The 26464-nt window shown below is 72.8% G+C and carries 21 protein-coding genes; 9 read left to right on the top strand and 12 right to left on the bottom strand.

Annotated elements, in window-relative coordinates; genetic code table 11:
- Nucleotides 1-345: 345 nt before the first annotated feature.
- Nucleotides 346-1350 carry a GlxA family transcriptional regulator gene (locus AC0KTA_RS21535; RefSeq protein ID WP_481049851.1) on the top strand — a complete coding sequence of 335 codons (1005 nt, stop codon included), beginning with the start codon at nt 346-348 and terminating at the stop codon, nt 1348-1350.
- Nucleotides 1347-2114, top strand: a complete 768-nt coding sequence (locus AC0KTA_RS21530) for a DJ-1/PfpI family protein (RefSeq protein WP_481049850.1) — start codon at nt 1347-1349, stop codon at nt 2112-2114. Before AC0KTA_RS21535 ends, AC0KTA_RS21530 begins: the two co-directional genes overlap by 4 nt.
- Before the next feature lie 68 nt (nt 2115-2182).
- Here AC0KTA_RS21530 and AC0KTA_RS21525 read toward each other — a convergent pair whose 3' ends face one another.
- Both AC0KTA_RS21525 and AC0KTA_RS21520 read right to left on the bottom strand, forming a co-directional pair.
- Nucleotides 2183-3301, bottom strand: coding sequence for an ADP-ribosylglycohydrolase family protein (locus AC0KTA_RS21525; protein WP_481049849.1), 1119 nt, complete (start codon nt 3299-3301; stop codon nt 2183-2185).
- A 127-nt stretch (nt 3302-3428) separates the two neighbouring features.
- Nucleotides 3429-3884, bottom strand: coding sequence for a VOC family protein (locus tag AC0KTA_RS21520; protein WP_481049848.1), 456 nt, complete (start codon nt 3882-3884; stop codon nt 3429-3431).
- A gap of 70 nt (nt 3885-3954) precedes the next feature.
- Between AC0KTA_RS21520 and AC0KTA_RS21515 the strand changes: the two genes are divergently transcribed.
- A complete protein-coding gene (locus AC0KTA_RS21515) occupies nt 3955-4821 on the top strand; it encodes an MmyB family transcriptional regulator (protein WP_481049847.1) in 867 nt (288 codons plus the stop codon).
- A 9-nt stretch (nt 4822-4830) separates the two neighbouring features.
- Nucleotides 4831-7959, top strand: a complete 3129-nt coding sequence (locus tag AC0KTA_RS21510; RefSeq protein ID WP_481049846.1) for an ATP-binding protein — start codon at nt 4831-4833, stop codon at nt 7957-7959.
- Here AC0KTA_RS21510 and AC0KTA_RS21505 read toward each other — a convergent pair.
- The 5 genes from AC0KTA_RS21505 to AC0KTA_RS21485 all read right to left on the bottom strand — a co-directional run bounded on the left by AC0KTA_RS21505 (nt 7940) and on the right by AC0KTA_RS21485 (nt 14001).
- Nucleotides 7940-8728 carry an ABC transporter permease gene (locus AC0KTA_RS21505; RefSeq protein ID WP_481049845.1) on the bottom strand — a complete coding sequence of 263 codons (789 nt, stop codon included), beginning with the start codon at nt 8726-8728 and terminating at the stop codon, nt 7940-7942. The genes AC0KTA_RS21510 and AC0KTA_RS21505 overlap by 20 nt on opposite strands.
- The gene (locus tag AC0KTA_RS21500; RefSeq protein ID WP_481049844.1) at nt 8725-9759 is read right to left on the bottom strand and encodes an ATP-binding cassette domain-containing protein; all 1035 of its coding nucleotides are present in this window, start codon (nt 9757-9759) and stop codon (nt 8725-8727) included. Before AC0KTA_RS21500 ends, AC0KTA_RS21505 begins: the two co-directional genes overlap by 4 nt.
- Before the next feature lie 48 nt (nt 9760-9807).
- Complete coding sequence (locus AC0KTA_RS21495; protein ID WP_481049843.1) at nt 9808-13179, bottom strand: tetratricopeptide repeat protein; 3372 nt, start codon at nt 13177-13179, stop codon at nt 9808-9810.
- A gap of 94 nt (nt 13180-13273) precedes the next feature.
- Nucleotides 13274-13465 carry an RICIN domain-containing protein gene (locus AC0KTA_RS21490; protein ID WP_481049842.1) on the bottom strand — a complete coding sequence of 64 codons (192 nt, stop codon included), beginning with the start codon at nt 13463-13465 and terminating at the stop codon, nt 13274-13276.
- Between the two features lie 2 nt (nt 13466-13467).
- Entirely contained in the window at nt 13468-14001 is a 534-nt protein-coding gene (locus AC0KTA_RS21485) for a cupin domain-containing protein (RefSeq protein WP_481049841.1), read from the bottom strand.
- Nucleotides 14002-14147: 146 nt separating this feature from the next.
- Between AC0KTA_RS21485 and AC0KTA_RS21480 the strand changes: the two genes are divergently transcribed.
- On the top strand, nt 14148-15572 hold the full coding sequence (locus AC0KTA_RS21480; RefSeq protein ID WP_481049840.1) for an FG-GAP-like repeat-containing protein: 1425 nt from the start codon (nt 14148-14150) through the stop codon (nt 15570-15572).
- Between the two features lie 225 nt (nt 15573-15797).
- Nucleotides 15798-16385 carry a DUF1062 domain-containing protein gene (locus AC0KTA_RS21475; protein WP_481049839.1) on the top strand — a complete coding sequence of 196 codons (588 nt, stop codon included), beginning with the start codon at nt 15798-15800 and terminating at the stop codon, nt 16383-16385.
- 66 nt (nt 16386-16451) lie between these two features.
- On the opposite strand, the gene AC0KTA_RS21470 is transcribed toward AC0KTA_RS21475, so the two are convergent.
- On the bottom strand, nt 16452-19064 hold the full coding sequence (locus AC0KTA_RS21470; protein WP_481049838.1) for a bifunctional FO biosynthesis protein CofGH: 2613 nt from the start codon (nt 19062-19064) through the stop codon (nt 16452-16454).
- A 214-nt stretch (nt 19065-19278) separates the two neighbouring features.
- Between AC0KTA_RS21470 and AC0KTA_RS21465 the strand changes: the two genes are divergently transcribed.
- A complete protein-coding gene (locus tag AC0KTA_RS21465; protein WP_481049837.1) occupies nt 19279-20799 on the top strand; it encodes a CehA/McbA family metallohydrolase in 1521 nt (506 codons plus the stop codon).
- Here the strand turns inward: AC0KTA_RS21465 and AC0KTA_RS21460 are convergent.
- Complete coding sequence (locus tag AC0KTA_RS21460) at nt 20771-22234, bottom strand: MFS transporter (RefSeq protein WP_481049836.1); 1464 nt, start codon at nt 22232-22234, stop codon at nt 20771-20773. The genes AC0KTA_RS21465 and AC0KTA_RS21460 overlap by 29 nt on opposite strands.
- Nucleotides 22235-22374: 140 nt before the next feature.
- Between AC0KTA_RS21460 and AC0KTA_RS21455 the strand changes: the two genes are divergently transcribed.
- The gene (locus AC0KTA_RS21455) at nt 22375-22704 is read left to right on the top strand and encodes an ArsR/SmtB family transcription factor (protein ID WP_481049835.1); all 330 of its coding nucleotides are present in this window, start codon (nt 22375-22377) and stop codon (nt 22702-22704) included.
- Between the two features lie 85 nt (nt 22705-22789).
- Nucleotides 22790-23980, top strand: a complete 1191-nt coding sequence (locus tag AC0KTA_RS21450; RefSeq protein ID WP_481056512.1) for an MFS transporter — start codon at nt 22790-22792, stop codon at nt 23978-23980.
- A gap of 13 nt (nt 23981-23993) precedes the next feature.
- Here AC0KTA_RS21450 and AC0KTA_RS21445 read toward each other — a convergent pair whose 3' ends face one another.
- From AC0KTA_RS21445 to AC0KTA_RS21435, 3 genes are read right to left on the bottom strand one after another with little or no spacing between them, the layout of a single operon-like run.
- Complete coding sequence (locus tag AC0KTA_RS21445) at nt 23994-24245, bottom strand: hypothetical protein (protein WP_481049834.1); 252 nt, start codon at nt 24243-24245, stop codon at nt 23994-23996.
- The gene (locus AC0KTA_RS21440; RefSeq protein ID WP_481049833.1) at nt 24242-25114 is read right to left on the bottom strand and encodes a hypothetical protein; all 873 of its coding nucleotides are present in this window, start codon (nt 25112-25114) and stop codon (nt 24242-24244) included. The genes AC0KTA_RS21445 and AC0KTA_RS21440 overlap by 4 nt, the downstream gene beginning before the upstream one ends.
- 45 nt (nt 25115-25159) lie before the next feature.
- Nucleotides 25160-26353, bottom strand: coding sequence for an MFS transporter (locus AC0KTA_RS21435; RefSeq protein WP_481049832.1), 1194 nt, complete (start codon nt 26351-26353; stop codon nt 25160-25162).
- Between the last annotated feature and the right edge of the window lie 111 nt (nt 26354-26464).

Raw genomic sequence — 26464 nt, 5'->3', positions numbered from 1 at the left:
CGCCTGCGCCGGGCGGGCGAGGGAACTGGTGGGCGGGGAGACCCGCACCCGCCAACGGCGAACACCCCCACGGGAGACGCCCACCGTCCATGCAACTGGAAACGGGCGGGCGGGTGGGAGAGCATCCCGCCGCGCAGCGGCGGGGCACCCCCACCGCCCCGCACCCGCCAACGGCGAACGCCCCCCACAGGAGACGCCCACCGCACGTGCAACCGGAAACGGGCGGGCGGGCGGGAAAGAGAACCCCCCGCACCCGCCAACGGCGAACAACCCCCACAGGGAAGAGGCGGGGGCACCCCCGCCGACCCGCACCCGGACGGGGACCGTCGTGGTGGACTGCCCCCCATGCAGACCGCGAGACGCGCGCTACTCGTTGCGTACGACAACGCCCAAATCCTCGACATAGCCTGCCCCAGCGGCGCCCTGGACATAGCCAACCGCCACGGCGCGAACCCCCCGTACCGCATAGAACTGGGCACAGTGGGCCGCCGCCCGGCCACCAGCTCGGCGGGCATAGCGCTCGCGGCCGGCCAGCGCCTGGAGACGGTGACCGGCCCCCTGGACACCCTCCTCGTAGTCGGCGGCGCCGGCTACGAGCACGCGGCCGCCGACCCCCACCTGGTCACCCACGTCCGCCGCCTCGCGGCACAGAGCCGCCGCATAGCCTCCGTCTGCACCGGCGCCTACGTCCTGGCAGCCGCCGGTCTCCTCGACCACCGCCGCGCCACCACCCACTGGGGCTACGCCGACCAACTGGCCGCCCGCCACCCGACGGTGGCCGTCGACGTGGCGCCCCTCTACATACGCGACGGCAACGTCTACACCTCCGCGGGCGTCACCAGCGCCCTGGACCTCACCCTCTCCCTGATCGAGGACGACCACGGCCCCACCCTGGCGCGCGCGGTGGCCCGCGAACTGGTCTCGTATCTGCACCGCCCCGCCGACCAGGCCCAGATCAGCATGTTCCTGGCCGCGCCGCCCCCGGGCGACCGCCTGGTCCGCGACCTCGCGGGCCACATCGCCGCGCACCTCGCCGACGACCTGTCCCCCGCCGCGCTCGCGGCCCGCGCGGGCGTGAGCACCCGGCACCTCACGCGGCTGTTCTCGGCCCACCTGGGCACCACCCCGGCCCGCGCGGTGCGGGCGGCCCGCACGGAGGCGGCCGCCCACCTGGTGCGCTCCAGCGAACTCTCCCTCGCGGCCATCGCCCGCCGCTGCGGCTTCGGCTCCGCGCAGACACTGCGGCAGGCTTTCGTGGACCACTACGGCACGAGCGGGGACAGGATTCGCAGGATGCCGGACATGCCCCGGCCACGGACGCCGCGCCCCCGCGAGACTCCCGTGGCATGACGCACCCGACATCACGCCCCACGACCCGCCGCACCGTCCTGCGCGGCACGGCCGCCACGGCGGCACTCGCCGCCGCGGGCCTCGCCTCGACCGGCACCGCGCGTGCGGCGGACGGCGGACCGCGGATCGGCATCCTTCTGTACGACGGCTACAGCCTCCTCGACCCCACGGGCCCCGCCGAAGTCCTCTCCCGCGTCCCCGGCGCGAGCGTCACGATGATCGCCGAGCGGCGCGGCCCCGTCCACACCGACACAGGTGACGTGGCCGTCCTGGCCGAACGCGCCCTCGACGAGGCGGGCCGCCTGGACGTCCTCCTCGTACCGGGCGCGGGAAACCGCGGCACGATCGCCGCGATGGAGAACCGGACGCTGCTGAACTGGATCCGCGAGACCAACCGCCGCACCCGCTACACCACTTCGGTGTGCACGGGCTCCCTGATCCTGGCGGCCGCCGGGCTCCTGGACGGCCGCCGGGCGACGACGTACTGGGCGTCGGCCCCGTACATGGAGAAGACCTTCGACATCACGTACGTCCCCGAACGCTACGTACAGTCGGGGAAGTTCATCACGTCGGCGGGCGTCTCGGCCGGACTGGACATGGCGTTCCATCTGGCCGCGCTCCTCACCGACGAGGACACGGCGCGGGCGATCCAGCTCGCCGTCGAGTACGACCCGCGGCCGCCGTTCGACGCGGGGAACGCGCAGGAGGCGAGCGAGGAGCTGAAGGCCCGGGCGCTGCAGATCCTGGAGGACTCACAGGCGTGAAACCGGAGGACTCAGAGGGCTCGCAGGTGTGAAGGCGGGCTGGGCTCACCGTGTGAAAGCGGCCGGGCTCAAGCCCGCGGATACCGGGTCAGCCACCCCGGCGCCGCCCCCGCGGGGCTGTGCAGCGCGGGGCCCTGCGTCATCTCCATGGCGAAGTCGTCGGCGAGTTCGAGGATGGTGGCGCGGCCCTCCAGCTCCGTCAGCCAGCCGGGCGGCAGTGCGGTCTCGCCGTGCAGCGCGCCGAGCAGCGCCCCGCAGAGCGCGCCGGACGCGGCCGACGAGCCGCTGTGGTTGACGGCGAGCCGCAGGCCGTGCCGGACGTCCTCGCCCACGAGGGCGCAGTACACGGCGGCGGCCAGCGCGCCCACCGCCCCGCCCTCGCCGACCAGTTCCTCGACGCGCGTGGCCGTGGGCATGCCCTGCCGGACGGCGCCGAGGGCGTGCCGCAGCGCGTCGGTGACGGGCTGGTGTCCGGGCCGGGAGGCGAGCAGCGCGAGGGTGCGCTGGATGGCGCCGTCGAGCGACTCGCCCCGGGCGAGCCCGTGCACGAGGATGGTGTGGGCGCCGGCCGCGAGGAAGGCCGTCGGGTGCCCGTGCGTCTGCACGGCGCACTCGACGGCGAGTTGCAGCACGAGCTGCGGCTCCCACCCGACGAGCAGCCCGAAGGGCGCGGACCGGGTGGCGGCCTCCGGCCCCTGTTCGCCCGGGTTCTTCGGTACGTCGAGGGTGCCCATGCGGTCGTCGGCGAGCCCGGTGAGGCAGGCGCGAGAGGGGTCGCGGCGCGAGTACAGCCACTCCTCGCGGGCCAGCCAGCCGTCTTCCTTGCGGCGCTCGTCGGGCCCCCAGTCGCTCTGGGTGGCGGCCCACCGCCGGTAGGCGCGGTGCAGGTCGGTGGGCGGATGCCAGGCCCCGGTGTCGCGCCGCACCTGCGCCCGTATCAGCCCGTCGACGCTGAACAGCATCAGCTGGGTCGCGCAGGTGACGGCGCCGCGCCTGCCGTGCGCGGCGACGAGTTCGGTGAGGCCTTCGGTGCCGTGCGCCTCGCGGATCGCGCCGAGCCCGAGCCCGTCGACGGGTGCTCCGAGGGCGTCGCCGACGGCGGCCCCGAGCAGCGTGCCGCGCACCCGGCTGCGGAAGTCCTGCTGCTCGGTGCGGCCCCACACCCCGGTGGCAGCTGCAGTGCTCACCGAACCCCCTTTCCCGTGCCCTGGCGTCCGACTCCGCAGCACTGTAATCGAACGGGAACGGTGGGTTCAGGGCCCAAGTGGTTTGTACGGAAGGTGCCCTTTCTCTGCCTCCCGGAGAGGGTTGTCCCTAGTTCCCGTCGGGAGTCGGCCGGTGTTCGACGTACTCGATGACGGTGCCGTCGGGGTGCCGGGCGGTGAAGTTGGAGCCGGTCGGGACGCGCTGCAGCGGGTACAGGATCTCGGCCCCCTCGGCGGTCAGCCGCGTCAGATACCGCTCCACCGAGTCGACGAGGAACGTCCCGTCGGTGAACCGGAACGGCTCCAGGGACTGCTCCGTCCCCTCGATGATCAGGAACCCGCCGACGGAAGCGAGCTTCAGCTCCTTCTCCGGATACGTGAACCACAGGTCCCGCTCGACGCCGAGCAGCCGCTCGTAGAAGGCGGTGACCGGCTCCAGGGTGCCGGGGCCGGTGTAGACGCGGACGAAGACGCGGGGTTCGGTGAGGTGGGAGGAGTCGTTGTGGCGGCGGCGGACGACGGGGGCTTCGGTGCTGCTGTCGATGTTGCTGTCGATGTCTGTCATGCGACCAGCCTCGCGGCCGGGAATGGGGGTCGGCCAGGGGGGTGTTCATGGGGTGAGTGGAGGTAACACGATGACGGACCAGGCGTCGCTCCGGCAGGAGCTGGGCGGCTTCCTGCGTGCGTACCGCGCCCAGCTGACCCCCGCGGACGTCGGCCTGCCGCCGACACCCCGCCGCCGCACGGCCGGCCTCCGCCGTGAGGAGGTCGCGGCGCTCTCCGGGGTCTCCGTCGCTTGGTACACGTGGCTGGAGCAGGGCCGCGTCGACACGTCGCGCCAGGTCCTGGACGCGGTGGCGCGCACCCTGCGCATGGACGAGGCGGCACACGACCACGCGCTGGCACTGGCGGGCTTCGCGCCGGTCAGCCGGGCGACGGCCCCCGCACCTCCGCAGGGAGACCCGGCCACCGCCACCCGACAGCCCGCGCATCCCGCGCAATCCATGCTCGACGCCTGGCCGACCAGCCCCGCCCTCCTCCTCGACTCCGCCTTCGACATCCTCGCGTGGAACACGGCGTACGCGACGCTCTGGCCGGACCCCGCCGACGTACCCCCCGACCGCCGCAACCTCCTCCTGCTCCTCACCACCGACCTCCGCCACCAGGCACTCCTCCCCGCCTGGCGGCCCCTGGCCCTGGACCTGTACCGGCACTTCCGCACCCGGGCCGACCGCGAGCCCCCGGCGTCCCGCGGCGCCCGCGTCACGGAGCTGCTGCGGGCCGGGTGCCCGGAGCTGGCGGACTGGTGGGGGTGCCGGTCGGTGGGCGACTTCACGGGACGCGGCATCGAACTCGCGGTGGCAGAGGGGGCGTTGGCGGCGTACGAGGTGACGTTGCTGCTCACGTCGCGGCCGCGCGGCGGGGGCGTCCTGGTCCAGACGCCCGTTGTGGCCGCGGGGCCGCGGCACGCGCCGGAGGGGACAGCCGGACGGCTTGGCTAATCTGCACGGGTGACCACCGATCTGACGTTGCTGCCGCGGGTGGCCTATCGCGGGCAGGAGGTCACCGCGCCCCGGCTCCGCGGCCTCCTCGCGCTGCTCGCGGGCAATCTGCGCGCGGGCTGCGGCACCGAGCGGCTCGTGGCGGGGCTGTGGCCGGACGACGAGCTGCCGGAGCGGCCGGGCAAGGCAGTGCAGGTCCTCGTGTCCAGGGCGCGGGCGCTGCTGGGCGCCGACGTCGTCGCGAGCACCCCGACCGGATACCGGCTCGCCCTCGCCGAGGACCAGGTGGACAGCTCCGCCCTGCTGCTGCACGCCGCCGCGAGCGCGGCACGGGCCAGGGCCGGGAACCACGCGGGATCACTGGCGGCGGCGGAGGCCGGGCTCGTCCTGTGGGAGGGCACCCCGGTCGAGGCCGGTGATCCGAGCGACCCCGTGGCCGCGTTGCGCGCCGACCGCGCCCCCGTCCGCGCCGGGCTCGTCCGCGCGCAGGGCCTCGCGCTCGCCCGCCTCGGACGGCACGCGGAGGCGGCCGGGCCCCTGGCCGAGGCCGCCGGGGAGCGGCCGCGCGACGAGGAGGTGCTCGCCGAACTGCTGCGCGGCGAGGCGGCCACGGCGGGCCCGTCCGCCGCCCTGACGCGCTACGAGGCGTACCGCCGCGAGCTGCGCGAGGCGCTCGGCACGGACCCGGGCCCCGGACTCAGGGCCGTGCAGCGGGAGTTGCTGCGCGGCGAGGCGCCCGTGGTCAGGCACGGCGTGCGGCACGAGCCGAATCCGCTCCTCGGCCGGGACGAGGACATCGCGGCGGTGGAGGGGCTCCTGCGCGCGTCGCGCGCCGTCACCGTCGTCGGGCCCGGCGGCCTCGGCAAGACCCGGCTCGCGCACGCCGTCAGCCGCAGGGCCGAGCACCCCGTGGTGTATTTCGTGCCGCTCGCCGGCGTCACGGCGCACGAGGACGTGGCTACAGAGGTGGCCTCCGCACTGGGCGCGGGCGAGGGGCGGCCCGGCGCCATGAGCGGCCACGGCCCGGCCGACCCGGTGTCCGCCGTCCTCGGTGTGCTCGGCTCCGGGCCCGCGCTGCTGGTCCTGGACAACTGCGAGCACGTCGTCCGGGGCGCCGCCGGTCTCGTACACGCCCTGGTCTCGTCCTCGAAGGACCTGCGAGTGCTCGCCACCAGCCGGGCCCCGCTCGGCCTGACGTCGGAGGCGGTGTACGCGCTGCCGGAGCTCGGTCTCGACACCTCCATCGAGCTGTTCACCCAGCGGGCCCGGGCCGCCCGGCCGGGCGTGGAGCTGCCGCCGGACGCGGTGGCCGGGCTGTGCCGCCACCTCGACGGACTGCCGCTGGCCGTGGAGCTGGCCGCGGCCCGGGTGCGGGTGCTTTCGGTGCCGGAGATCGCGCGCCGCCTCGGCGACCGGTTCGCGCTGCTGCGCGGCGGGGCGCGGGACGTGCCGGAGCGCCACCGCACGCTGCACGCGGTCGTGGAGTGGAGCTGGAACCTGCTCGACGCGGACGCCCGGGCCGCGCTGCGCACGCTGTCCGTGTTCCCCGGCGGCTTCTCCGGCGAAGCGGCGGAGCAGGCCCTCGGTGAGGACGCGCTGTCCGTCCTGGAGCAGCTGGCCGGTCAGTCGCTGCTCACCGTCGCCGACACCCCGGCCGGTGCCCGGTTCCGGATGCTGGAGACCGTACGGGAGTTCAGCGCGGCCCGGCGCGCCGAGGCGGGCGAGGACGAGGAGGCCGTCGGCCGATTCCTCGCCTGGGCACGGGACTTCGGGGTCGCGTACCACGACGCGCTCTTCGGCCCGGACCGGCTGCCCGCCTGGGAGCTGATCAAGGCCGAGCAGGACAACCTCGTGCTGGCGCTGCGGCACGCCCTGGCCCGTACCGACGGCCCCGCCATCGCCGCCATCACCGCCGTCCTCGCCGGCCTGTGGTCCACCGACGCCAACTTCTCCCGCCTCACGGCCCTCGCCGCCGACACCGGCCCGCCGCTGTCGCACTACCATCCCGGGCCGGAATACGTCGAAGTCGCCCGCAGCGCCGCGGTGTTGTGCACGGCGATCCTGCTGATGGGCTACGGCCCGCGCGCCATCCGCCAGCTCGTCACCCTGCGGCGGCTGCCCCCGGCCCCGCCGGACACCCTGCTGCGGGCCGTGGCTGTGGTGCTGCGCGCGGTCCCCGAGATCCGGCCTCCCGGCTACGACGTGCTGCGGGAGCTCTGCGACAGCGAGCGGCCGCTGGTCGCCGGCATCGCCGAGTGCATCGCGAGCTACGTCTGGGAGTACGAGCACGACAACGACCGGGCGCTCGTCTCGGCCCGTCGGACGGTCGCCGCACTGGCCTCGGCCGACAGCCCGTCGCTGCAGCTCCTCGCGCACTCCCGGATGAGCGAGCTGTGCCTGCGGATGGGGCACGGTGAGGAAGGCTACGAGCACCTCAAGGCGGCGCTCGAGGTGCTGCCGCGGCTCGGCGACGGCCACGACTACATCTTCATCCGTACGTCCCTCGTCCTCGCCTGCCTGCAGCGCGGCGACCCTGACGAGGCCGAGTACTGGCTGCGGCAGGCGCAGAGCGACAACACCCCGCAGCGGGACGCCTTCTACAGCCCCGATCTCGGCGCGCGCGCCGAGATCGCGCTCACCCGCGGCCAGACGGAGGCCGGGCTCGGCCTGTGGCGCGGCGCCGTGGAGCGGCTGCCCGACGCCGGATCCACGTACAGCGATCCCTGGCTCGACCCGTGGGCGCTGCAGATCCAGTCGGCGGCGGTGACGGCGCACGCGTACGCCGGCTGTCTCGACCGGGTCGCGGAGCCGCTCGGCCGGCTGCGGCGGAGCCTGCGCACCCTGCTCTCCGGTCCGTCCCACTCGCCCGTCGACCTCCCTGTGTTCGGGACGGTGCTGCACGCCCTCGGCATGGCGGGTCTTGTGTCCGGCGACTCCGGTGCCGTACGGATGCTCGCGCTGGCCGAACGGCTGCGGGTGCTGCGCGAGTTCCAGCCCACGATGTCGGCGGAGCGTGCCCGGCGGGCGGTCGAGGGCGCCGACCGGGCGGCGTACGCCGACGCGGTGTCGGAGTATGCCGCCCTGGGGCGGGACGAGTTGGGGGACGCGGCCCGCGCGCTCATTCGGGGTCGCGGTTGAACTGCGCCGTCGCCCAGTAGTAGCCGAGGGCGGCCAGGCCGAGGAACCAGGCGATCGCGATCCACCCGTTGTTGCCGATCTCGCTGCCGAGCAGCAGTCCGCGCAGGGTCTCGATGGCCGGGGTGAACGGCTGGTACTCGGCGATCGGCTGGAACCAGCCCGGCATCGCGTCGGCCGGGACGAAGGCGGTCGAGATGAGCGGGAGGAGGACCAGCGGCATCGCGCTGTTTCCGGCCGCTTCGGCGTTCGGGCTCGCCATGCCCATCCCGACGGCGATCCAGGTGAGCGCGAAGGAGGCCAGCGCGACGATCCCGAGCGCCGCCAGCCACTCCAGGACCGTGGCGTCCGTGGACCGGAAGCCGACGGCCACGCCGACGGCGCCGACGAAGACCACGCTGGCGACGCACTGCAGCACGCTGCCGACGACGTGCCCGACGAGCACGGATCCGCGGTGGATCGCCATCGTACGGAAGCGGGCGATGATGCCCTCGGTCATGTCGGAGGCGACGGACACCGCGGCCCCGACGACGGTGCCGCCGACGGTCATCATCAGGATGCCCGGGACGATGAAGGCGACGTACTCGGAACGGTCCGCGCCGCCGCCGAGGCCCGCGCTCATCGTGTCGCCGAAGATGTAGACGAAGAGCAGCAACAGCATGATCGGCGTGAGCAGCAGGTTCAGGGTGAGGGAGGGGTAGCGCCGTACGTGCAGCAGGTTGCGGCGCAGCATGGTGTTCGAGTCGCGGACGGCGAGGGAGAGGGAGCTCATCGGGCCTTCTCCTTGGTCTCCTTGGGCTGGTTGGTGCTGACGGTGTCGCCGGTCAGGGCGAAGAACACGTCGTCGAGGTCGGGGGTGTGCATGGTCACTTCGTCCGCCTCGATGTTCGCCACGTCCAGCCAGTCGAGGATGGAGCGCAGTTCGCGCTGGCTGCCGCCGCTGGGGATCTGCAGCGCGAGCGCCTCGTCGTCCCGGGCGATCTCCTCGCGCAGGGCGGACGCGGCGAACTGGTAGGCGGCCGGGTCGGTGAAGCGCAGCCGCACGTGCCCGCCCGGAATGAGCCGCTTCAGCTCGTCGGCGCTGCCCTCGGCGGCGATCTTGCCGTCGTTCAACACGGCGATGCGGTCGGCGAGTTCGTCGGCCTCCTCCAGGTACTGGGTGGTGAGGAGGACGGTGACGCCGTCGGCGACGAGCTCGCGGATGATGCCCCACATGTTGTGGCGGCTGCGCGGGTCGAGGCCGGTGGTCGGCTCGTCGAGGAAGATGATCCGCGGGCTTCCGACGAGGGTCATGGCGATGTCGAGGCGGCGCTTCATGCCGCCGGAGTAGGTGGAGGCGGGCTTCTTCGCGGCCTCCGTCAGATCGAAGCGCTCAAGCAACTCGGCGGCGGTGCGGCGGCCCTCGCGCCGGGAGAGGTGGTGCAGGTCGGCCATGATGAGCATGTTCTCCTCGCCGGTGATCAGGCCGTCCACGGCGGAGAACTGTCCCGTGACACCTATCGCGGCCCGCACCGCCTGCGGGTCGACGGCTAGATCGTGACCGCCGACGCGCAGGTCGCCGGCGTCGGCGCCGATGAGCGTGGAGAGGATCTTCACGGCGGTGGTCTTGCCGGCCCCGTTGGGCCCGAGCAGCGCGAAGATCGTGCCCTGCGGCACGGCCAGATCGATCCCGTCGAGGACCTTCTTGTCGCCGTAGGCCTTGTACAGTCCCCTGGCTTCGATGGCCAGGGGGTTCGGTGCGGGGGTCGTTGCGGTTGTCTGTGGCGGTGTCGGTGTGGGTGTCGGTGTCGGCGTCTCTGTCATGCCGCACAGGTTGCGGCGGGGTGGGTTCAGCTCGGTTTCAGCGCGGTTTCAGAGGGCGTACTTGGCCCGCACCGCGTCCCGCGCCGCCGTCACCGTCGCCAGGCGGGGCGCGATGCGGGCCCGGTCGGCGCCGGGGGCGCGGAGCAGCTCGGCCAGCCAGTCCGCCAGGTCGGCCAGGTCGGCCCAGTCCTTGCCGGGGCCGTCGGTGGTGAGGACGCGGGCGAGGTGGGTGTCGAGGGCGGGCCAGTCGGCGAGGGCGGCGGCGATCGGCACGAACACGTGGTCGTGGGAGGAAGGGGAGGAGGGCGACGGGCTCGTGGCCCGGGCGGTCTGCCGCCAGAGCGGGCGCGCCGCGTCCGCGCCCTCGGCACCGCTCACCACCAGGGCGAGCGTGAACAAGCCGACGGACTCGCTCTGCGCGCGCAGCGCCAGCGCGGCCCGGCGTGCGCGGAACCATTGGCCCGTCATGCGGTACGCCTTCGCCAACACCTGGGCGCCGTCCGGGGTGTGGAGCGAGGCGTCGGCGGCCAGGTCGGCGAGGGCCAGGTCGGGGCGTCCGAGGCGAAGCTGGATGTCGGCGGACTTGCGGCGCATCCAGTCGGCGTCGGGATTGTCATCGGTCTCGGCATAGCGGGCGAGGTCGGCCAGGGCCTGCTCGACGCGGCCGGTGGCCAGGCAGACGGAGAGCCTGATCATGAACGCGGTGCTGTAGTCGGGGTGAGCCTCGATGACGGTGTCCAGGTCCGCGAACGCGTCCTCGAAGCGGGACTGCTCATGCAGCACGGCTCCGCGGAGGACGCGCGCCAGCCGGTATCCGGGGGCCAGTTCGATGACCCGGTCCAAGTCCGCGCGCGCCTCGTCGTGCCTCCGCAGCTCCCACACCGCGTTGGCTCGCTGGCAGAGGACCCAGTCGACGTCCGGCCACAGGGTGTTGGCCCGGTCCGCGTCGGCGAACGCCTGCTCGCGGTCGCCCAGGCCCAGGTGCACCACGGACCGTTGAGCCAGTGCCCAGGCATAGTCCGGGACCAGCTCGATGGCCCGGTCGAGGTCCGCGAGAGCCGCCTCGCTCCGGCCGAGTCCGTACCGTGCGACACCACGGCTCGCGTACGCCGACGCGTAACTGCCGTCCAGCTCGATCGCCCGGTCGTAGTCGGCCAGGGAGTCCTCATGGCGTCCGGCGATCCGCAGGGCGTCGCCCCGTTCACAGGCCAACCAGGCCCAGTCGGGGGCCAGCTCGACGCAGCGGTCCAGCTCGGCGAGGGCCGCCTCGTGGTCGCCCCGGTCGCGGTGCACGCGCGCTCGGCGCACCCGCGCCCACACATAGTCCGCGTCGATCCGCAGCGCGCGGTCCAGCGCGGTGAGGGCCTCCTCGTGCTGCCCGAGCGCGTGCCTGGTCGCGCCGAGCTCCGCCCAGGTGTACATGTGGCCCGGGTCGAGTTCGACCGCACGGGCCAAGTCGGGCAACGCCGCTTCGTACGCGCCCATGAGCCGGTGGAGCCTGCCGCGCACGGAGAGGACGAACTCGTCGTCGGGCGCGAGTTCGTCGGCACGGTTCAGGTCGCCGAGCGCGGTGTCGTACTCGCGCATCCGCATCCGTGTGTAGCCCCTGCCGGAGTACGCACGTGACAGTTCCGGGTCGAGTTCGAGCGCTCGGTCGTACTCACTGATCGCGGCCAACAGCTCGCCGCTGTCGCGCAGTTCGCGTCCGCGGTAGGCGTGTGCCAGGGCGCGGCCCGGCGGGTCGAGCCGCGCGCGGTCGATCAGCGCCTTCAGGGCGGCGGCCGCCCCGCCGTCCTCGAACGCCGCGAGGAGTTCGCGGCCCCACGCCCACGCGGACCGCGCGTCCCCGTCCTGCCCGGCGGCCACCAAGGTGTCGGCCCACCGCCGGCCCAGGGCCTCGCTCCAGCCGCAGGCGTCGACCACGTCCCGCAGCACACCGGGAAGCGCCGGCCGCTCCCCCGCGCACAGGAGGTGGTAGGACTCCGCGAGACGCAGCTCCCGCCACCGCTCGTAGCCCCAACCCTCCGGGTGCGGCCCGGTCTCAACCTCGGCCCGCCACCTCCCGAACGTCTCCGCCAACCGCCGGTGCGTGTCCGCCCACGCCCTGGGCGACTGCAGCCGCTGCAAGCGCAGCATCGGCTCCCGCACCACGTCGTGGTACACCACCCGATCCCCGCGATCACTCACGAACGGCAGCCCCCGCAGCCACGCGAAGAGCCCCGCGGCCTCCTCCTCCGCGCACATCCCGCCCACGGCCGCCCGGAACACGTCCGCGTCCAGCCTGCGCGGCAGCGCGCACACCAGCGCGGCCGCCCGCCGCACCGGATCCCGCTCCCACTTCAGGAACCGCTCCACGGCGGTGGCGCACGGGTCGCCGACGTCGCCCACGTCGGCGGGACGGTTCTCGGCGAGCGTCGACACGAGGACCGGCAGGCCGCCGGACAGCCGGAGCACCTCCTCGACCACGGGCTCCGCGACGACCCCCTTCCCCGCGAGGAGTCCGCGCGCCTCCCGCTCCGTGAACGCCCCCAGCGGCACGTCCGCCACGAAGTCCTCGTAGCCGCCCCACCGCGCGCTGTCGAAGGGCTGCTGCCCGGCCGTGACGACCACGACGTTCGCGGGCAGCCGCCCGTGCCGTTCGGTCGTCATCAGGTCACGGAGCCAGCCGTCCAGGAACGGCCCGGTACGTTCGTACGTGTCGAAGAACAGCACGATCCACGGCACCGAGGCCGCCGCGTCGGCGAGTTCCTTGACCAGCACCGGGGTGAGCACGCGCTCGGGCGACAGCACCAGCTGTACGTCCTCGTGGTTGCGGAAGCGGGCGCTGAGCCCGGCCCGCAACCTGTCCGCCCCCTGGGCGAGTTGGGCGGGGTCGACCGCGCCCGCGAGCGCGCCGACCCCGGGCAGCAGCCCGAGCCCGGCGAGGCCCGCGCGGGCGGCCGCCATGCTCCCGGCCGAGGGGGCCGGCGGAGCCGGCAGGGCCGACGGGGGCAGCGGTCCGGCGCCCGTCTCCGGCTCCGGCGCGAGGGCCGCCGCCAGTGCCGCCGACTCGGCCTCCTGGCGCCGCTCCCGGTGCGCCACGAGCAACCGGTCGAGTTCCTTGAGCCGCCGTCCTTCGCGGGCGAACTCGGCGACGACCGCCGCCATGGCCTCCGGCACGCTGCCGACGGATTCGTCGACGTACGCCGTCAGCGCACCCTGCTCACGGGCGACCTGCTCCAGCTCACGCACCAGGGAGGTCTTGCCGACACCCGCGTTCCCATGGATATGGAAGAGGAACCGGTGCCGCTCGTCCCCCACCGGCACCTCGAAGTTCTCGCGGAACGCGGCGAGTTCGCCCCGCCGCCCCACGAATCCGGCACGCCTGCGCCGCCGGATCAGCTCCTGCATGGACGGCTGGGCCCCCGCGTTCGACGCCATGCACACAGTGTTCCACCGGACGGTTCCACCGGAGGTCGGAGCGGGCTCACAAACCCCCGTGCCCCGACCCCACCTCGGCCGCCTTCGCGGCCCGCTAGTTACGGAAGTTCCACAGCAGACCCATCTGCATGCCGTTGGACCACTGCTGCGCCCGGGCCCCGTTGCGCTGCGAAGAGTTCTCGATCTCCAGGTACTTGCCGCTGTTGCGGTTGACGAAGGTGACGGTGACGCCTTCGGCCGCCGCGGTCGAGGCTCCGGCGGTCATGGCCAGGGCCGAAGCCGCCATCGTCAGGCGCTCGCTTCCTCCAGGGCGGCACGCCACACGGGGCTGTCCACGTAGTGGTTGTCGAAGCGTTCCGAGGACTCGGCGATCTCCTTGGCGTCGGCCTCGCCGCGCAGCACCCGGCCGAGCAGCCGCAGGTAGTCGAACCGGTCCATGCCCGGCGTGAACACGAACAGGACGTCCGCCTCGCAGCCCGGCGCCGCCGCGAACGCGTGCGGGGTGTGCGGCGGCACCGCCAGGAAGTCGCCCTCGTTCAGGACGGTGACCTCCTCGCCCACCAGCACCTGGAGGGAGCCGCTGATGACGAAGAACAGCTCCGTCGCCTTGGTGTGGAAGTGGGCGGGCGCACCCACCGCGCCCGCGGCGAAGCTGGAGCGGTAGCTCGTGAAGCCGGTGCCGCCGGCGGCGCCCGTCTCGCCGAGGAGGGTCATCACGCTGCTCGGGTCGGCGCAGGTCTCGGCGTCCGCGCTGCGGGTCAGCACCGCCTGAAGGGCCGTCGTGGTCGTGGAGTTCGTGTTCGCGTCGTTGTTCATGATCATGAATCTACAGACCGAAGTGACCTCCCCGACAGGTCACTTCCGCATCAATAATGCAGGTCAATTTCTCGTGCAACCGTCCCTCCGCCTCGCGGGTCTCCCCAAGTACCACCATCTCGCCAGGACCCACCGGAGCCCCAGGAGGATCAGTGCGACGCACCGCCATAGCCGCCGCGCTCGCGGCCACCGCGACGGCCACCGCGCTCGCCGCGACCGGCACGGCATCCGCTTCCGCACCCGCCCCGCCCGCCGAGCAGGCACCCGTCACCGACTTCAACCACGACGGCTACGCCGACCTCGCCATCACCGCCCCCTACGCCACCATCGGCGGCAAGACCTACGCCGGATACGTCAGCGTCGTGTACGGCTCCAAGGACGGGCCCGACCGCGCGCACCCGGAGATCATCGACCGGGGCACGGACGGCGTGCCGGGCGAGATCGAGAAGGACGGGACCTTCGGGACCGGGGCCACCGTCGGGGACCTGGACGGGGACGGGTTCACCGATCTCGTCGTGGGGAGCGGGTACCAGGACAAGCTGCTCGCCCTGTGGGGGTCACGGGACGGGCTGACCGGCGCGTCCGCCGAACTGCCCGCCAGCCTGGCCGGGTTCACCTCCGGCGACTTCAACGGTGACGGCCACCGTGACCTCGTCAGCAACGACTATCCGGAGAACGACGAGGACCAGGCCGGGATGACCGTCTCGTACGGGCCCTTCACCCGCGAAGGCAAACCCGTGCGGCAGGAGGCCATCCCCACCAGCCAGACCTTCGGCCCCGTCGACCTGGTCCCCGGCGACCTGAACGGCGATGGCATCGACGACCTCGTCACCAGCCACGGCTTCGAGGAGATGGCGCACCCCAGCCGCTTCTGGAAGGGCACCAAGGACGGCCTCAGCCGCGACACGAAGGGCCTCAAGTCCTCGCTCGGCGGCGCCGTCGCGGACGTCGACGGCGATGGGTACGGCGACTTCGTCACCCGCGACAACGGCTCCAACAACGACGACAACGACCGGGACAAGGGGACCGTCCGCGTCGACTACGGCAGCAAGGACGGCCCCGCAGCCACCCGCACCAAGAAGATCACCCAGGATTCCGCGGGCGTCCCCGGCGTCGGCGAGACCGGCGACCAGTTCGGCGCCGACATCAGCGCGGGCGACGTGAACGGGGACGGGTACGCCGACGTCGCCGTGGGCGTACCCGGTGAGGACATCGGCAGCGGGACCGGGAGGGTCACCGACGCGGGCTCCGTCGTGCTGCTCAAGGGGGCGCGCGCCGGCCTCGGCGGCACGGGGGCGCAGGCCTTCGACCAGTCCAAGCCCGGCGTGCCCGGCGCCTCCGAGTCCGAGGACTGGTTCGGCCACCGCGTGCTCCTGAGCGACGTCGACGGCGACAAGAAGGCCGACCTGACCGTCACTGCCCACGGCGAGGACGGCACGTACGAGAACTCGGGCGCGGCGTGGGTGTTCCCGGGCAGCGGCACGGGACTCACCACCACCGGCCTCACCTCCTTCGGCCCGAAGGGGCTCGGGGCGCCCGAGGACTACGCCCACTTCGGCCAGGACGTGGGCCGCTGAGCGCCGTATAGGACCTGTCCGGCGGTGCGGCGCCCAGCGGCGCCGGAAAAAACAGTGGATCAGCGCCGCCGCGCTGCCCTACCGTGCTGCCGAGCCAAGTCGCCCAGGCAAGGACGTGCCGTTGTACACCCTGTGAGACCTCCCGAGAGCTGATCTGTCGCGCGTCGCGCATATGCGCCGCGCTGCTTCTTGCTGCGGACTTCTCACTGAAACCGGTGTACTTCTGTGCTCAACACCTGGCTTGTCATGCCCACCTGCCTCCCGACCGTTCTCCGCCGTTGCCACACGTGCACGTCCGAGCGCTTCCGGGCCAACGGCAAATTTCGCGTCAATGCCAACCACAAGGTCCTCGACGCCTGGCTCCTCGTGCTCTGCACCGGGTGCGGGGACACGGCAAAGCTCACGATCCTGGACCGCGTGAACGTGCGCTCCATACGGCCCGATCTCCTTGACCGGATGCACGACAACGACCCTGCCCTGGCGGCCGAGTTGCTCCAGGACCCGGTCGTGCGGCGCCGCAATCGCGTCGCCCTCGACTGGGACAACGCCTGGCGCCTGGACACCGGCGAATGGGGTATCCCCTGCTCGAACGGAGTTGAGAGCTTGGGGAAGGATCACCTGGATCAGGAGGTCGTCGACGTCTCGGTCCGCTTCGCGGCGCGGATACCTGTCCGGCCGGTGCGACTGATCGCCGAGGGCTGCGGTCTTTCGCGGGCCGAGGTCGAGCGGCTGATCACGGAGGGGAAGCTCGTGTCGGCGGTCCGGCTGAGCGGCAAGCTCTCCGGCGACTTCACCTTCACGCTCAAGCGCTGAGCACGGGCTGGGCGCGCCAAGCACCGGCCAGACGTCACGCACCAGCCAGACGTCACGCACCGCCGGCTAGGCGTCCAGCACCGGCAGCAGTTCCGGCAGGTGGCCGTCCGACGCGGCGGCCGCCTGCTGCCGCTCCTCCGACACCTCCCCGTACAGCGTCGTACGCGGCTTCGACGGCCGCCCCGCCGCGTCCGCGATCGCGACGAGGTCCTGCACGGAGCGGTACGAGCCGTAACTCGAGCCCGCCATCCGGGAGATGGTCTCCTCCATCAGCGTGCCGCCGAGGTCGTTCGCGCCGGAGCGCAACATCTCGGCGGCACCGTCCGTGCCGAGCTTCACCCAGCTCGTCTGGATGTTGGGGATGTGGGGGTGCAACAGCAGCCGGGCCATAGCCGTCACCGCGCGGTTGTCGCGGGTCGTCGGACCCGGGCGGGCGATCCCTGCCAGATATACGGGCGCGTTGGTGTGGATGAACGGCAGCGTCACGAACTCCGTGAAGCCCTCGACTCCCTTGTCCAGGTTGGCCTGTTGCATCGCGGCGAGCGTACGGAAGTGGCCGAGCCAGTGGCGCGGCTGGTCCACGTGGCCGTACATCATCGTGGAGGAGGAGCGCAGGCCCAGTTCGTGGGCGGTCTGCACGACCTCGATCCAGGTCGCGGCGGGCAGCTTGCCCTTGGTGAGGATCCAGCGCACCTCGTCGTCGAGGATCTCGGCGGCCGTGCCGGGGATGGAGTCGAGGCCCGACTCCTTGGCCTGCGTGAGCCACTCCCGTATCGAAAGCCCGGTGCGGGTCGCGCCGTTGACGACCTCCATCGGCGAGAAGGCGTGCACGTGCATGCCAGGCACGCGCTCCTTCACGGCGCGCGCGATGTCGAAGTACGCCGTGCCGGGCAGGTCCGGGTGGATGCCGCCCTGCATGCACACCTCGACGGCGCCCACGTCCCACGCCTGCGCGGCGCGGTCGGCGACCTGGTCCAGGGACAGGGTGTAGGCGTCGGCGTCGGTCCTGCGCTGCGCGAAGGCGCAGAAACGGCAGCCCGTGTAGCAGACGTTGGTGAAGTTGATGTTGCGCGTGACGATGTACGTGACGTCGTCGCCGACCACGGACTTGCGGACGTCGTCCGCGACCGAGCAGAGGGCGTCGAGGGCGGGGCCGTCGGCGTGCAGCAGGGCGAGGGCCTCGTCGTCGGTGAGCCTCGTCGGATCGTCGGCGGCCGTCGCGAGCGCCGCGCGCACGTCGCCGTCGATGCGCGAGGGCACCATCCCGGGCGCGGCCTGCTCCCGCAGGGCCTCCCAGTCCCCGTACACCTCGTCGAAGTCGTCGCGCCGGTCGGACGTGCGGCCCGTGGTGTCGATGGTGCGGTGCAGGTCGGTACGGCCGGAGGCGGCCACGTACCCCTCGTCGGGCTCCTGCCAGGGCAGGCCGCGCACCGGGGCGTCGGGGTTGGCGAGGCCCGTCTCCGGGTCGGCGAGGGCCCGCACGTGCGGCAGGAGCCGCGGGTCGAGCCACGGCTCGCCGCGCCGCACGAACTCCGGGTACACGCAGAGCCGTTCTTCCAGCCGGAAGCCCTCCGCCGCCGACCGCGCCGCCAACTCCTCGATCTGCGGCCAGGGCTTCTCGGGGTTGACGTGGTCGATGGTGATCGGCGAGACCCCGCCCCAGTCGTCGATCCCGGCCCGGATGAGCCGCCCGTACTCCCCGTCGACGAGGTTGGGCGGGGCCTGGATGCACCCGGCGGGCCCCATGATGTGCCGCGCGACAGCCACCGTCGCGACGAGGTCATCCAGCTCCGCGTCCGGCATCCCGCGCATCGCCGTGTCCGGCTTGGCGCGGAAGTTCTGGATGATCAGCTCCTGGATGCCGTGGTAGGACCGGGCCACGCGCCGCAGCGCGAACAGCGACTCCGCCCGCTCCTCGTACGTCTCCCCGATGCCGATGAGCAGCCCGCTGGTGAACGGCACCGACGAACGCCCCGCGTCCTCCAACACCCGCAGCCGCACGGCCGGTTCCTTGTCGGGCGAGCCGTGGTGCGGCCCGCCCGGCTCGCTCCACAGCCGCTCGGCCGTGGTCTCCAGCATCATGCCCATGCTGGGCGCGACGGGCTTGAGCCGCTGGAAGTCGGTCCAGCTCAGCACCCCCGGATTGAGGTGCGGCAGCAGTCCCGTCTCCTCCAGAATCCGGATCGAGATCGCCCGCACATACGCGATCGTGTCGTCGTACCCCTCCGCCTCCAGCCACTCGCGCGCCTCGGGCCAGCGGTCCTCCGGCTTGTCGCCGAGGGTGATGAGCGCTTCCTTGCAGCCCAGTTCGGCACCCCGGCGCGCGATGTCCAGGACCTCGTCCGGCGACATGAACATCCCGTGCCCGGCCCGCCGCAGCTTGCCCGGGACGGTCACGAACGTGCAGTAGTGACACTTGTCCCGGCACAGCCGGGTGAGCGGAATGAACACGCTCTTCGAATACGTGATGACACCCCCGCGCCCCTCCGCCGCAAGCCCCGCGTCCCGCACCCGCCCCGCCGACCCCGCCAGATCCTCCAGGTCGTCCCCGCGCGCCTGAAGCAGCACCGCCGCCTCCCCCACATCCAGCGCGACCCCGTCCCTGGCCCGTTTCAGCGCACGGCGCATGGCGTTGGCGGTGGGACGTCCGGCCTCGGGGGGCTGCGCGCTGTTGGTCATGCCCTTGAGCATACGAGCGGGAACACCTGACCCATACAGGCACTTCCCCGCCGCTTCGGCCCGCTGGGCGCAGCCGAACCGGACGACTGCGCGAAACCCGTCGACCCCCTTCCCTTACAAGGGAGTTCACGGCTCAATACCAAGGTTGCACCGAGCACCGGCGTCACGCTGTCACCGTCGGGCACGTCGCCCACGACCTCTGGGGAGCCGCAGCATGTGTGAGGACGAGAGCCACCTGAACAGACGCGCGCTGCTCGTGACGGGGGCGGCGACCGCCCTTACGTTGGGCAGTGTGAGCTTCGCGAGCAGTGCGGGCGCCGCCGAGGGGCGGCGGGACGGGAAAGAGACGAAGACGGTCAGGGGCACGCTGCCCACCGGATCGCCGGACTTCGTGTATCTGCCGGTCGAGGTCCCGCGCGGGGTCCAGCAGATCCACGTCTCGTACACGTACGAGAAGCCGGCGGTGCCGCCCGGCACCGTCGGCAACGCGCTCGACATCGGGATCTTCGACGAGCGCGGCACGGCGCTCGGCGGGAAGGGGTTCCGGGGGTGGTCGGGCGGCGCGCGCACGGAGTTCTTCATCCGCGGCGACGACGCGACACCCGGCTACATCCCGGGGCCGGTGCGCGCCGGGACGTGGAACATCGCGCTCGGCCCCTACACCGTGGCTCCGCAGGGGCTGCCGTACGAGGTGACGATCACCCTCACCTACGGCGCGCCCGGGACCCCGCCGAAGCCGAAGTATCCGCCGGAGCGGGCGAAGGGGCGGGGCCGGGCCTGGTACCGGGGCGACTGCCACCTGCACACCTGGTACTCCGACGGCCGCCGCACCCCCGCCGAGATCGGCACCCTCGCCCGCGCCGCGGGCCTTGACTTCATCAACACCTCCGAGCACAACACCCAGTCCGCGCACGCCCACTGGTCCGAGGTGGCCGGCGACGACCTGCTGGTCCTGCTCGGCGAGGAGGTCACCACGCGCAACGGCCACGTCCTCGCGATCGGCACCGAGCCCGGCACCTTCGTCGACTGGCGCTACCGCGCCCGCGACAACCGCTTCGGCCACTACGCCCGCCAGATCCATCGCACCGGCGGCCTGGTCGTGCCCGCCCACCCGCACGCCACCTGCGTCGGCTGCAACTGGAAGTTCGGCTTCGGCGAGGCGGACGCGGTCGAGGTGTGGAACGGCGCGTACTCGCCGGAGGACGAGGTGGCCATCGCCGAGTGGGACAACGCGCTCGTCGCCGCCGCGCGCGGCCGCCGCCGCTGGACCCCGGCCATGGGCAACAGCGACGCCCACCGCGACCCCGACCCCGTCGGCCGCCCCCAGACCGTCGTCCTCGCCGACGACCTGACCCGCGAGGCCATCCAGGAGGGCATCCGCGCGGGCCGCTCCTACCTCACGGAGTCCAAGGACATCGAGCTGACCTTCGGCGCGAGCGGCGGCAAGGGCCTGCACGCCGGCATCGGCGAACGCCTGCGCGTCGACTCCGACGACCCGGTGACGATCCGCCTCGACGTCAAGGGCGTCCCCGGCTGCACCATCCGCTTCGTGACCGACCAGGGCGTGCTGTTCACGAGCCCGGTGATTCCCGAGTCGGGGGCCGGGTCCGCCGAGTGGCGCACGACGGCTTCGTACGCGGCGTACGTACGGGCCGAAGTGCGCAAGCCGCAGGCGGCGCCGCCGCTGCCCGGCCCCATGGCGGCCCTCACGAACCCGATTTTCCTGGGGCGTTGACGAGCTCGGCGGCGGGCCGGGCGGTCCCCGAATCCCGTACCGTACGGGCCGCTCGTGACCGGGGCAGGGCGAGCGTGACGAGCAGTCCCGCCACCATGCCCGCCGCCGTCAGGAGCACCACGAGGAACTCGCCGTCGGCGGTCGCCGTGCGCAGCGCGGCGCCCGCCCGGCCCTCCGTGCCGATGTCGGCGATCACCGTGAACACGGCGAGCCCGATGGCGTTGCCGATGTTCAGGGCCGTGGAGGCGATGCCGTTGGCGACGCCCTGCTCGTGCGCGGGCGTGCCGGTGGCCGAGGCGATCCACATGGCCGTCCACACGATGCCCTGCCCGACGCCGGACACCACGAGGCCCGGCACGAGCGTGGCGTAGCCCGCGTCGGCGTCGAAGCCGAGGGCGAGGACGGCCGTGCCGACGACGCCGACCGCGAAGCCGGTCAGGAGCGTGGCGCGGGTGCCCGCCCGAGTGGTCATGCGCTCGCCGAGCTGGGTGCCGGTGGCGATGGCGACGGACGGCACGAGGAAGGCGAGGCCGGTCTGCAGCGCGCTGTATCCGTGCACGCTCTGCATCAGGACCGTCAGGAAGTACGGCAGCACGCCGAAGGTGGCCATGTAGACGAACGTGACGGTCATGCCGACGGTGAGGCTGCGGTTGCGGAAGAGCCGGAACGGCATCAGCGGGTCGGCGCTGCGGGCCTCGATCGCCGCGAAGGCGGCGAGGAGCACGACGGCGGCCACGAAGGCGCCCGCCACCAGCGGGTCGCCCCAGCCCAGTTCGGGCCCTTCGACGAGCCCGAAGACCAGGAGGGTCGACCCGGCGGTGACGCTCAGCGCGCCGGGCAGGTCGAAGCGGCGGCGCTCGCCGCGCGCGGGGTCGCGCGGGATGACGTACAGCGCGGCGAGCGCGACGAGCCCGGCGAGCGGCACGTTCACATAGAACACGGCGGGCCAGCCGAAGCGATCGGTGAGCACGCCGCCGAGCAGGGCGCCGAGGGTGAGCCCGCTGGCGCCCGCGCCGCCCCACACGGCGAGCGCGCGATTGCGCCTGGGCCCCTCCTCGAAGAGGTTGTTGATGAGGGAGAGGGTCGCGGGGAGCAGCAAGGCGCCCCCGATCCCCTGCACGGCCCGCGCGGTGATGATGACGCCCGCGCTGTCCGCGAGCCCGCCCGCGAGGGACGAGACGGCGTACAGGGCCAGGGCGAGCACGAACATCCGTCGCCGCCCGAGCAGATCGGCCGCGCGCCCGCCGAGCAGCAGGAACCCGCCCGCGAAGACGACGTAGGCGCTGACCACCAACTGCTGTGTCTGGCCGGGGAAGCCGAGGTCGGAGCCGATTTCGGGGAGGGCGACGAAGACGATGTTCAGGTCGAGCGCGTAGACGGTCTGCGCGAGGGCGAGCAGGACGAGACTCCAGCCCAGGCGGCGCTTGTCGGACACAGGAGTACCCCTTCGGTACGACAGTACGCGTTGATACGTACAATTGACTGTACGCATCCTTACGTACGATCACGGCGGGCGACAAGGGGGAACGGGCAGCGACAGTCCGTATGTCTTCGTACAGAGGTACCGTTGAGGCCATGAGCTACCGCCACCCCGAGCGGGACCAGATCCGGGTCGACGGCGTCCTGACCGCCCTCGGCAACCCGCTGCGGCTGTCCGTCGTCCGGCTCCTTGACGCCGGCGGCGACCACAACTGCACGAGCGTCCTCAACACCCTTGGCGTACCGGCGAAGTCGACCATGACGCACCACTGGCGCGTGCTGCGCGAGAACGGCGTGATCTGGCAGCGCCCCTCCGGCCGGGAGAACCTGCTGACGCTGCGCCGTGACGACCTGGACGCGCGGTATCCGGGGCTCCTGGACGCGATCCTGGCCGGGGCCCGGGCGGACGCGGCGGCGGGCGGCTAGGCTCGGGGGCATGACGCGCCGACATTGACCTTCACCGGGCGAACCTTCACCGGGCACCGGAAGCCACCGCCGCCTCGCGGCGACGCTGTACGCGTACTCGTTCCTGGACGACTGCGTCCTGCTCTACCCCGTGTACGCGCTGCTGTTCAGCGACGCGGGCCTGTCCGTCGCGCAGCTCTCGTCCCTCTTCGTTCTCTGGTCACTGACCGGCATCGTCCTCGAGGTGCCCTCCGGCGCCCTGGCCGACGCGGTCTCGCGCCGCCTCCTGCTGTGGACCGGCCCTCTGCTGTCCGCCACGGGCTTCGCCCTCTGGATCGTCGCCCCCTCGTACTGGACCTTCGCCCTCGGCTTCGTCCTGTGGGGCGCGAAGGGCGCGCTCGGCTCCGGCGCGCTGGAAGCCCTGGTGTACGAGGAGTTGGACCACCTCGGCGCGGCCGACGCCTACGCCCGTGTCATGGGCCGGGCGCGGGCCGCGTCCCTGCTCGGCGTGATGACGGCGACGGCGCTCGCGGGCCCGGTGCTGGGGGCGGGCGGGTACGGGGTGGTGGGCGCGGCGAGCGTGGGGGCGTGCGTGCTGACGGCGGTGGTGGCGGCCCGGCTCCCGGAACATCGGACCCGGGAAGCGGCCGAGGACGAGGCCGAACCGCCCTCGGGCTGGGCGGCGACCTTGCGGGCAGGCCTCACTGAAGCCCGCGACAGCCGCCCCGTACGACGGGCACTCCTCCTCGTACCGGCCGTGACCGCCGTATGGGGCGCCCTGGACGAGTACACGCCGCTCCTGGTCCGGGAGGCCGGTGCGGCGGACGCGGAGGTGCCGTGGTGGCTGCTGCTGATCTGGGTGGGGGCGACGGCGGGGAGCCTGCTGGCGGGGCCGGTACAGAGCGTGGGCACGCGGGGCCTGGGCACGCGGGGCGTGGGCAGGGCGGGCTTCGCGGCGCTGCTCGCCTGCGCGGGCGCGGCGCTCGCCGCGGGCGCGGCCCTCCCGGCCACCGGCTTCCCGCTCCCCGCGGCCGTCACCCTCGTGGCCCTGGCCTTCGCCGGCTTCCAACTGGCCACCATCCTGGCCGACGCCCACCTCCAGACCCACGTCACCGGCCCGAGCCGGGCAACGGTGACGTCCCTGGCGGGCGCCGCCACAGACCTGACGACGGTCACGGTCTACGGAACGTACGCGTTCCTGAGCACGCGGGCCACCCACGGCGTGGTGTTCGCGGCGTTCGCCCTGCTGTACTTGGTGACGGCGGCACTGGCCATGAGAAGCAGCCGGGGCAACTGAGCCCCGGCTGCCGTCAGTCGTCGGGTTCTGCGAAGAGGTCGTCGGCTGTCGTGGCTGACATGGAACGGTCGAACCAACTGCCGAGGGTGTCCAGATCGCGACATCCCATGACCCGCCCCCGCACGGAGTCGGGAATCTCGATGCCACGCACCTCAAGGACCCGCAGAATCACCTCCGCACGTCCCTGCAAGCGCCCCTCCGCGCACCCCTCCGCGCGCAGCTTCATCGCCCTCTCCGAGCGGAAGTAGGAGAGCGGAACGGTCACGAGGTGTCCTCTCCGTCCCCGAACAGTTCGTCAGCGGACTCCGCCGTCAGGGACCGGTCGAACCAGATGTCGAGGGCGTCCAGATCGACACACGCCGTGATCCGCTCGCGCACGGACTCGGGCACCTCGACACCGCGCCGCTCAAGGACTCGCAGGATCAACTCCACTCGCCCCTCGGCACGCAGCTTCATCGCCCTCTCCGAGCGGAAAAAGGAAGTGTCGACGGCCATCAGTTCCCTCCAGATTTTGAGGGCCGGGCTGTTGGCCAGACCCTGTTCGGTCAGTTCGGAGAAGATGTCCGCGTCTTCTCTGTCGATGGTCCTCAAGGCGGCGTCCAGCGTCCTCAGTATGGCATCGGCGTTGGCGTCCTTGCCGTGCGTAATCGCGGAGAACGTCGCGAGCGGGATGTCCTTGACGGCCGTCTCGACGTCGATGATGACCGGCACGTTGTGGGGGCCCAGAACGAGGGGGCGGATCGTGAGCATGGGCCAGTGGACCGGGCCGACGCTGAAGGGGCCCGCGGCCCAGACCCCGGTCGCCTTGTCCTGGCAGGTGATGAGGAGGACGGTCGGGAGCTCGTACTTCGCATGCAGGTACGACGTGTAGTAGGCCCAGCTCGCGGGCTTGCCCGCGTCCTTGCGGCCCTGCGCCTCCACGGCGACCAGGTAGCTGCCCTCCTTCTCGGTGTCGAACCGGAGCAACGTGTCCACCCTGCGCTCCAGCGGCTCCGTCTCCGTTAAGTCATTGGTCAGCAAGGTCACCGCGATCGGCTCCGGGAACGGGATGTCGAGCGCGCGAAAGGCGCGCCCGAAGACTTCCGGCTCCTTCTGGAAGATCCGGTGCATCGCTTCGTGGGATGAACTCACCATGTGCGGAACGTTAGGACGACTACGGCAACTGCCCCTGGAATATGGCTAAGCGTCACCCGATCGTGTGCGGGCGAGGAGTGCCGCGTCCGTCAGGCAGAGCGCCGCGACGGCCACGGCGAAGGTCTGTACGGCGGGGAGCAGGCCGATCGTCAAGGACAGGAGGCCGACGCCGATGACAGGAACGCCGACGCCCAGGTAGACGACGACGTAGAAGCTGGAGATGACTTCGGCGTGCCGGTCGCGCGGGGCCAGGTGGTTGATGCGGGTGAGGGCGCCGAGAAAGGCGAGCCCCTGCCCGACACCGCCGACGACCGTCGCCACGAGCAGCAGCGTCGGCGAGGAGAGCCCGCCCGCGACGGCGAGCAGCACGAGCCCCAGAGCCAGCAGACCGAGCCCGGTCACCTGCAACCGGGGGGCGGACCTCCCGTACCCGGCGAGCTGAGCCACCACGGAACAGGCCAGCATCAGCGCGACCGCGCCGCCGGCCAGCGCGACGTTGCCGCTGCCGGACAACTTGCCGACATACGTGGGGACCAGCGCCAGGAAGAGCCCGGTCACCGAGAACGCGAGGAAGCTCGCCGCGCCGCTCGTCACGAAGGCAGGACGGACCGCGGCGGGCACGGAGGGGCGGCGCGGGCGCCACCGCCCCCGCCGCCCGGAGGCGGGCACCGCGGCCACGACGACGGCCGCGGGAGCCAGCAGGACGATCTCCACGACATACGGCAGCATGTGCGGCGCGGGCGCGTACTGGGCGAGGACCCCCGCGATCAGCGGCCCCACCCCGAGCCCGCCCACCGAAGCCGCGGTGGACACCAGCGCGGCCCGCCGCCGGTCCCCACCGGGTTCGAGCTCGCTCAACTGCGCGGTGAGCGCACCGGACGCCGCCCCGACGGCCGCACCTTGCAGCACACGTCCGGCGAACAGCCACCCCACCCCGTCCGCGAGGGCGAACACCCCGGCCCCCGCCGCGGCCAGGCCGACCGCGGGCAGCAACACCCTGTGGCGCCCCACCGCGTCGGACAGCGGCCCCGCGACGAGGAGCGACGGCACGAGCGCGGCGACGTACACCGCGAAGATCAGCGTCACCGTGAGCGGGGAGAAGCCGAACTCCCGCTGGTAGCCGCGGTAGAGGGGGGTGGGGAGGTTGGTGCCGGCCAGGAGGACGACGAGGGTGTAGGCAGTGCCCCAGAACAGGAGCCGAGAACCTCGCCCGCCCGGCGCGGCCCCGCCCCGCGCCATCCCTCCGGATTCCCCCTCTTCCGCGCCTCCGACTGCTGCCGCCCTTCCCGCTTCCGCGACCGGCTTCCTGGACATCTCGGTTCCCGCCGTCCTCTCCCGCACCCTGCGCAC

The organism is Streptomyces sp. Y309 (assembly GCF_056712025.1).
Note: the sequence above shows the minus strand (reverse complement) of the source record. Positions and strands in the feature narration are given on the sequence as shown.

Coding starts and splice junctions, on each gene's coding strand:
- AC0KTA_RS21505 (WP_481049845.1), bottom strand. CDS start 8,728: ATGAGCTCCCTCTCCCTCGCCGTCCGCGACTCGAACACCATGCTGCGC.
- AC0KTA_RS21495 (WP_481049843.1), bottom strand. CDS start 13,179: ATGGCGTCGAACGCGGGGGCCCAGCCGTCCATGCAGGAGCTGATCCGG.
- AC0KTA_RS21485 (WP_481049841.1), bottom strand. CDS start 14,001: ATGATCATGAACAACGACGCGAACACGAACTCCACGACCACGACGGCC.
- AC0KTA_RS21535 (WP_481049851.1), top strand. CDS start 346: ATGCAGACCGCGAGACGCGCGCTACTCGTTGCGTACGACAACGCCCAA.
- AC0KTA_RS21435 (WP_481049832.1), bottom strand. CDS start 26,353: ATGGCGCGGGGCGGGGCCGCGCCGGGCGGGCGAGGTTCTCGGCTCCTG.
- AC0KTA_RS21465 (WP_481049837.1), top strand. CDS start 19,279: ATGTGTGAGGACGAGAGCCACCTGAACAGACGCGCGCTGCTCGTGACG.
- AC0KTA_RS21500 (WP_481049844.1), bottom strand. CDS start 9,759: ATGACAGAGACGCCGACACCGACACCCACACCGACACCGCCACAGACA.
- AC0KTA_RS21520 (WP_481049848.1), bottom strand. CDS start 3,884: ATGACAGACATCGACAGCAACATCGACAGCAGCACCGAAGCCCCCGTC.
- AC0KTA_RS21515 (WP_481049847.1), top strand. CDS start 3,955: ATGACGGACCAGGCGTCGCTCCGGCAGGAGCTGGGCGGCTTCCTGCGT.
- AC0KTA_RS21530 (WP_481049850.1), top strand. CDS start 1,347: ATGACGCACCCGACATCACGCCCCACGACCCGCCGCACCGTCCTGCGC.
- AC0KTA_RS21455 (WP_481049835.1), top strand. CDS start 22,375: ATGAGCTACCGCCACCCCGAGCGGGACCAGATCCGGGTCGACGGCGTC.
- AC0KTA_RS21490 (WP_481049842.1), bottom strand. CDS start 13,465: ATGGCGGCTTCGGCCCTGGCCATGACCGCCGGAGCCTCGACCGCGGCG.
- AC0KTA_RS21440 (WP_481049833.1), bottom strand. CDS start 25,114: ATGGTGAGTTCATCCCACGAAGCGATGCACCGGATCTTCCAGAAGGAG.
- AC0KTA_RS21470 (WP_481049838.1), bottom strand. CDS start 19,064: ATGACCAACAGCGCGCAGCCCCCCGAGGCCGGACGTCCCACCGCCAAC.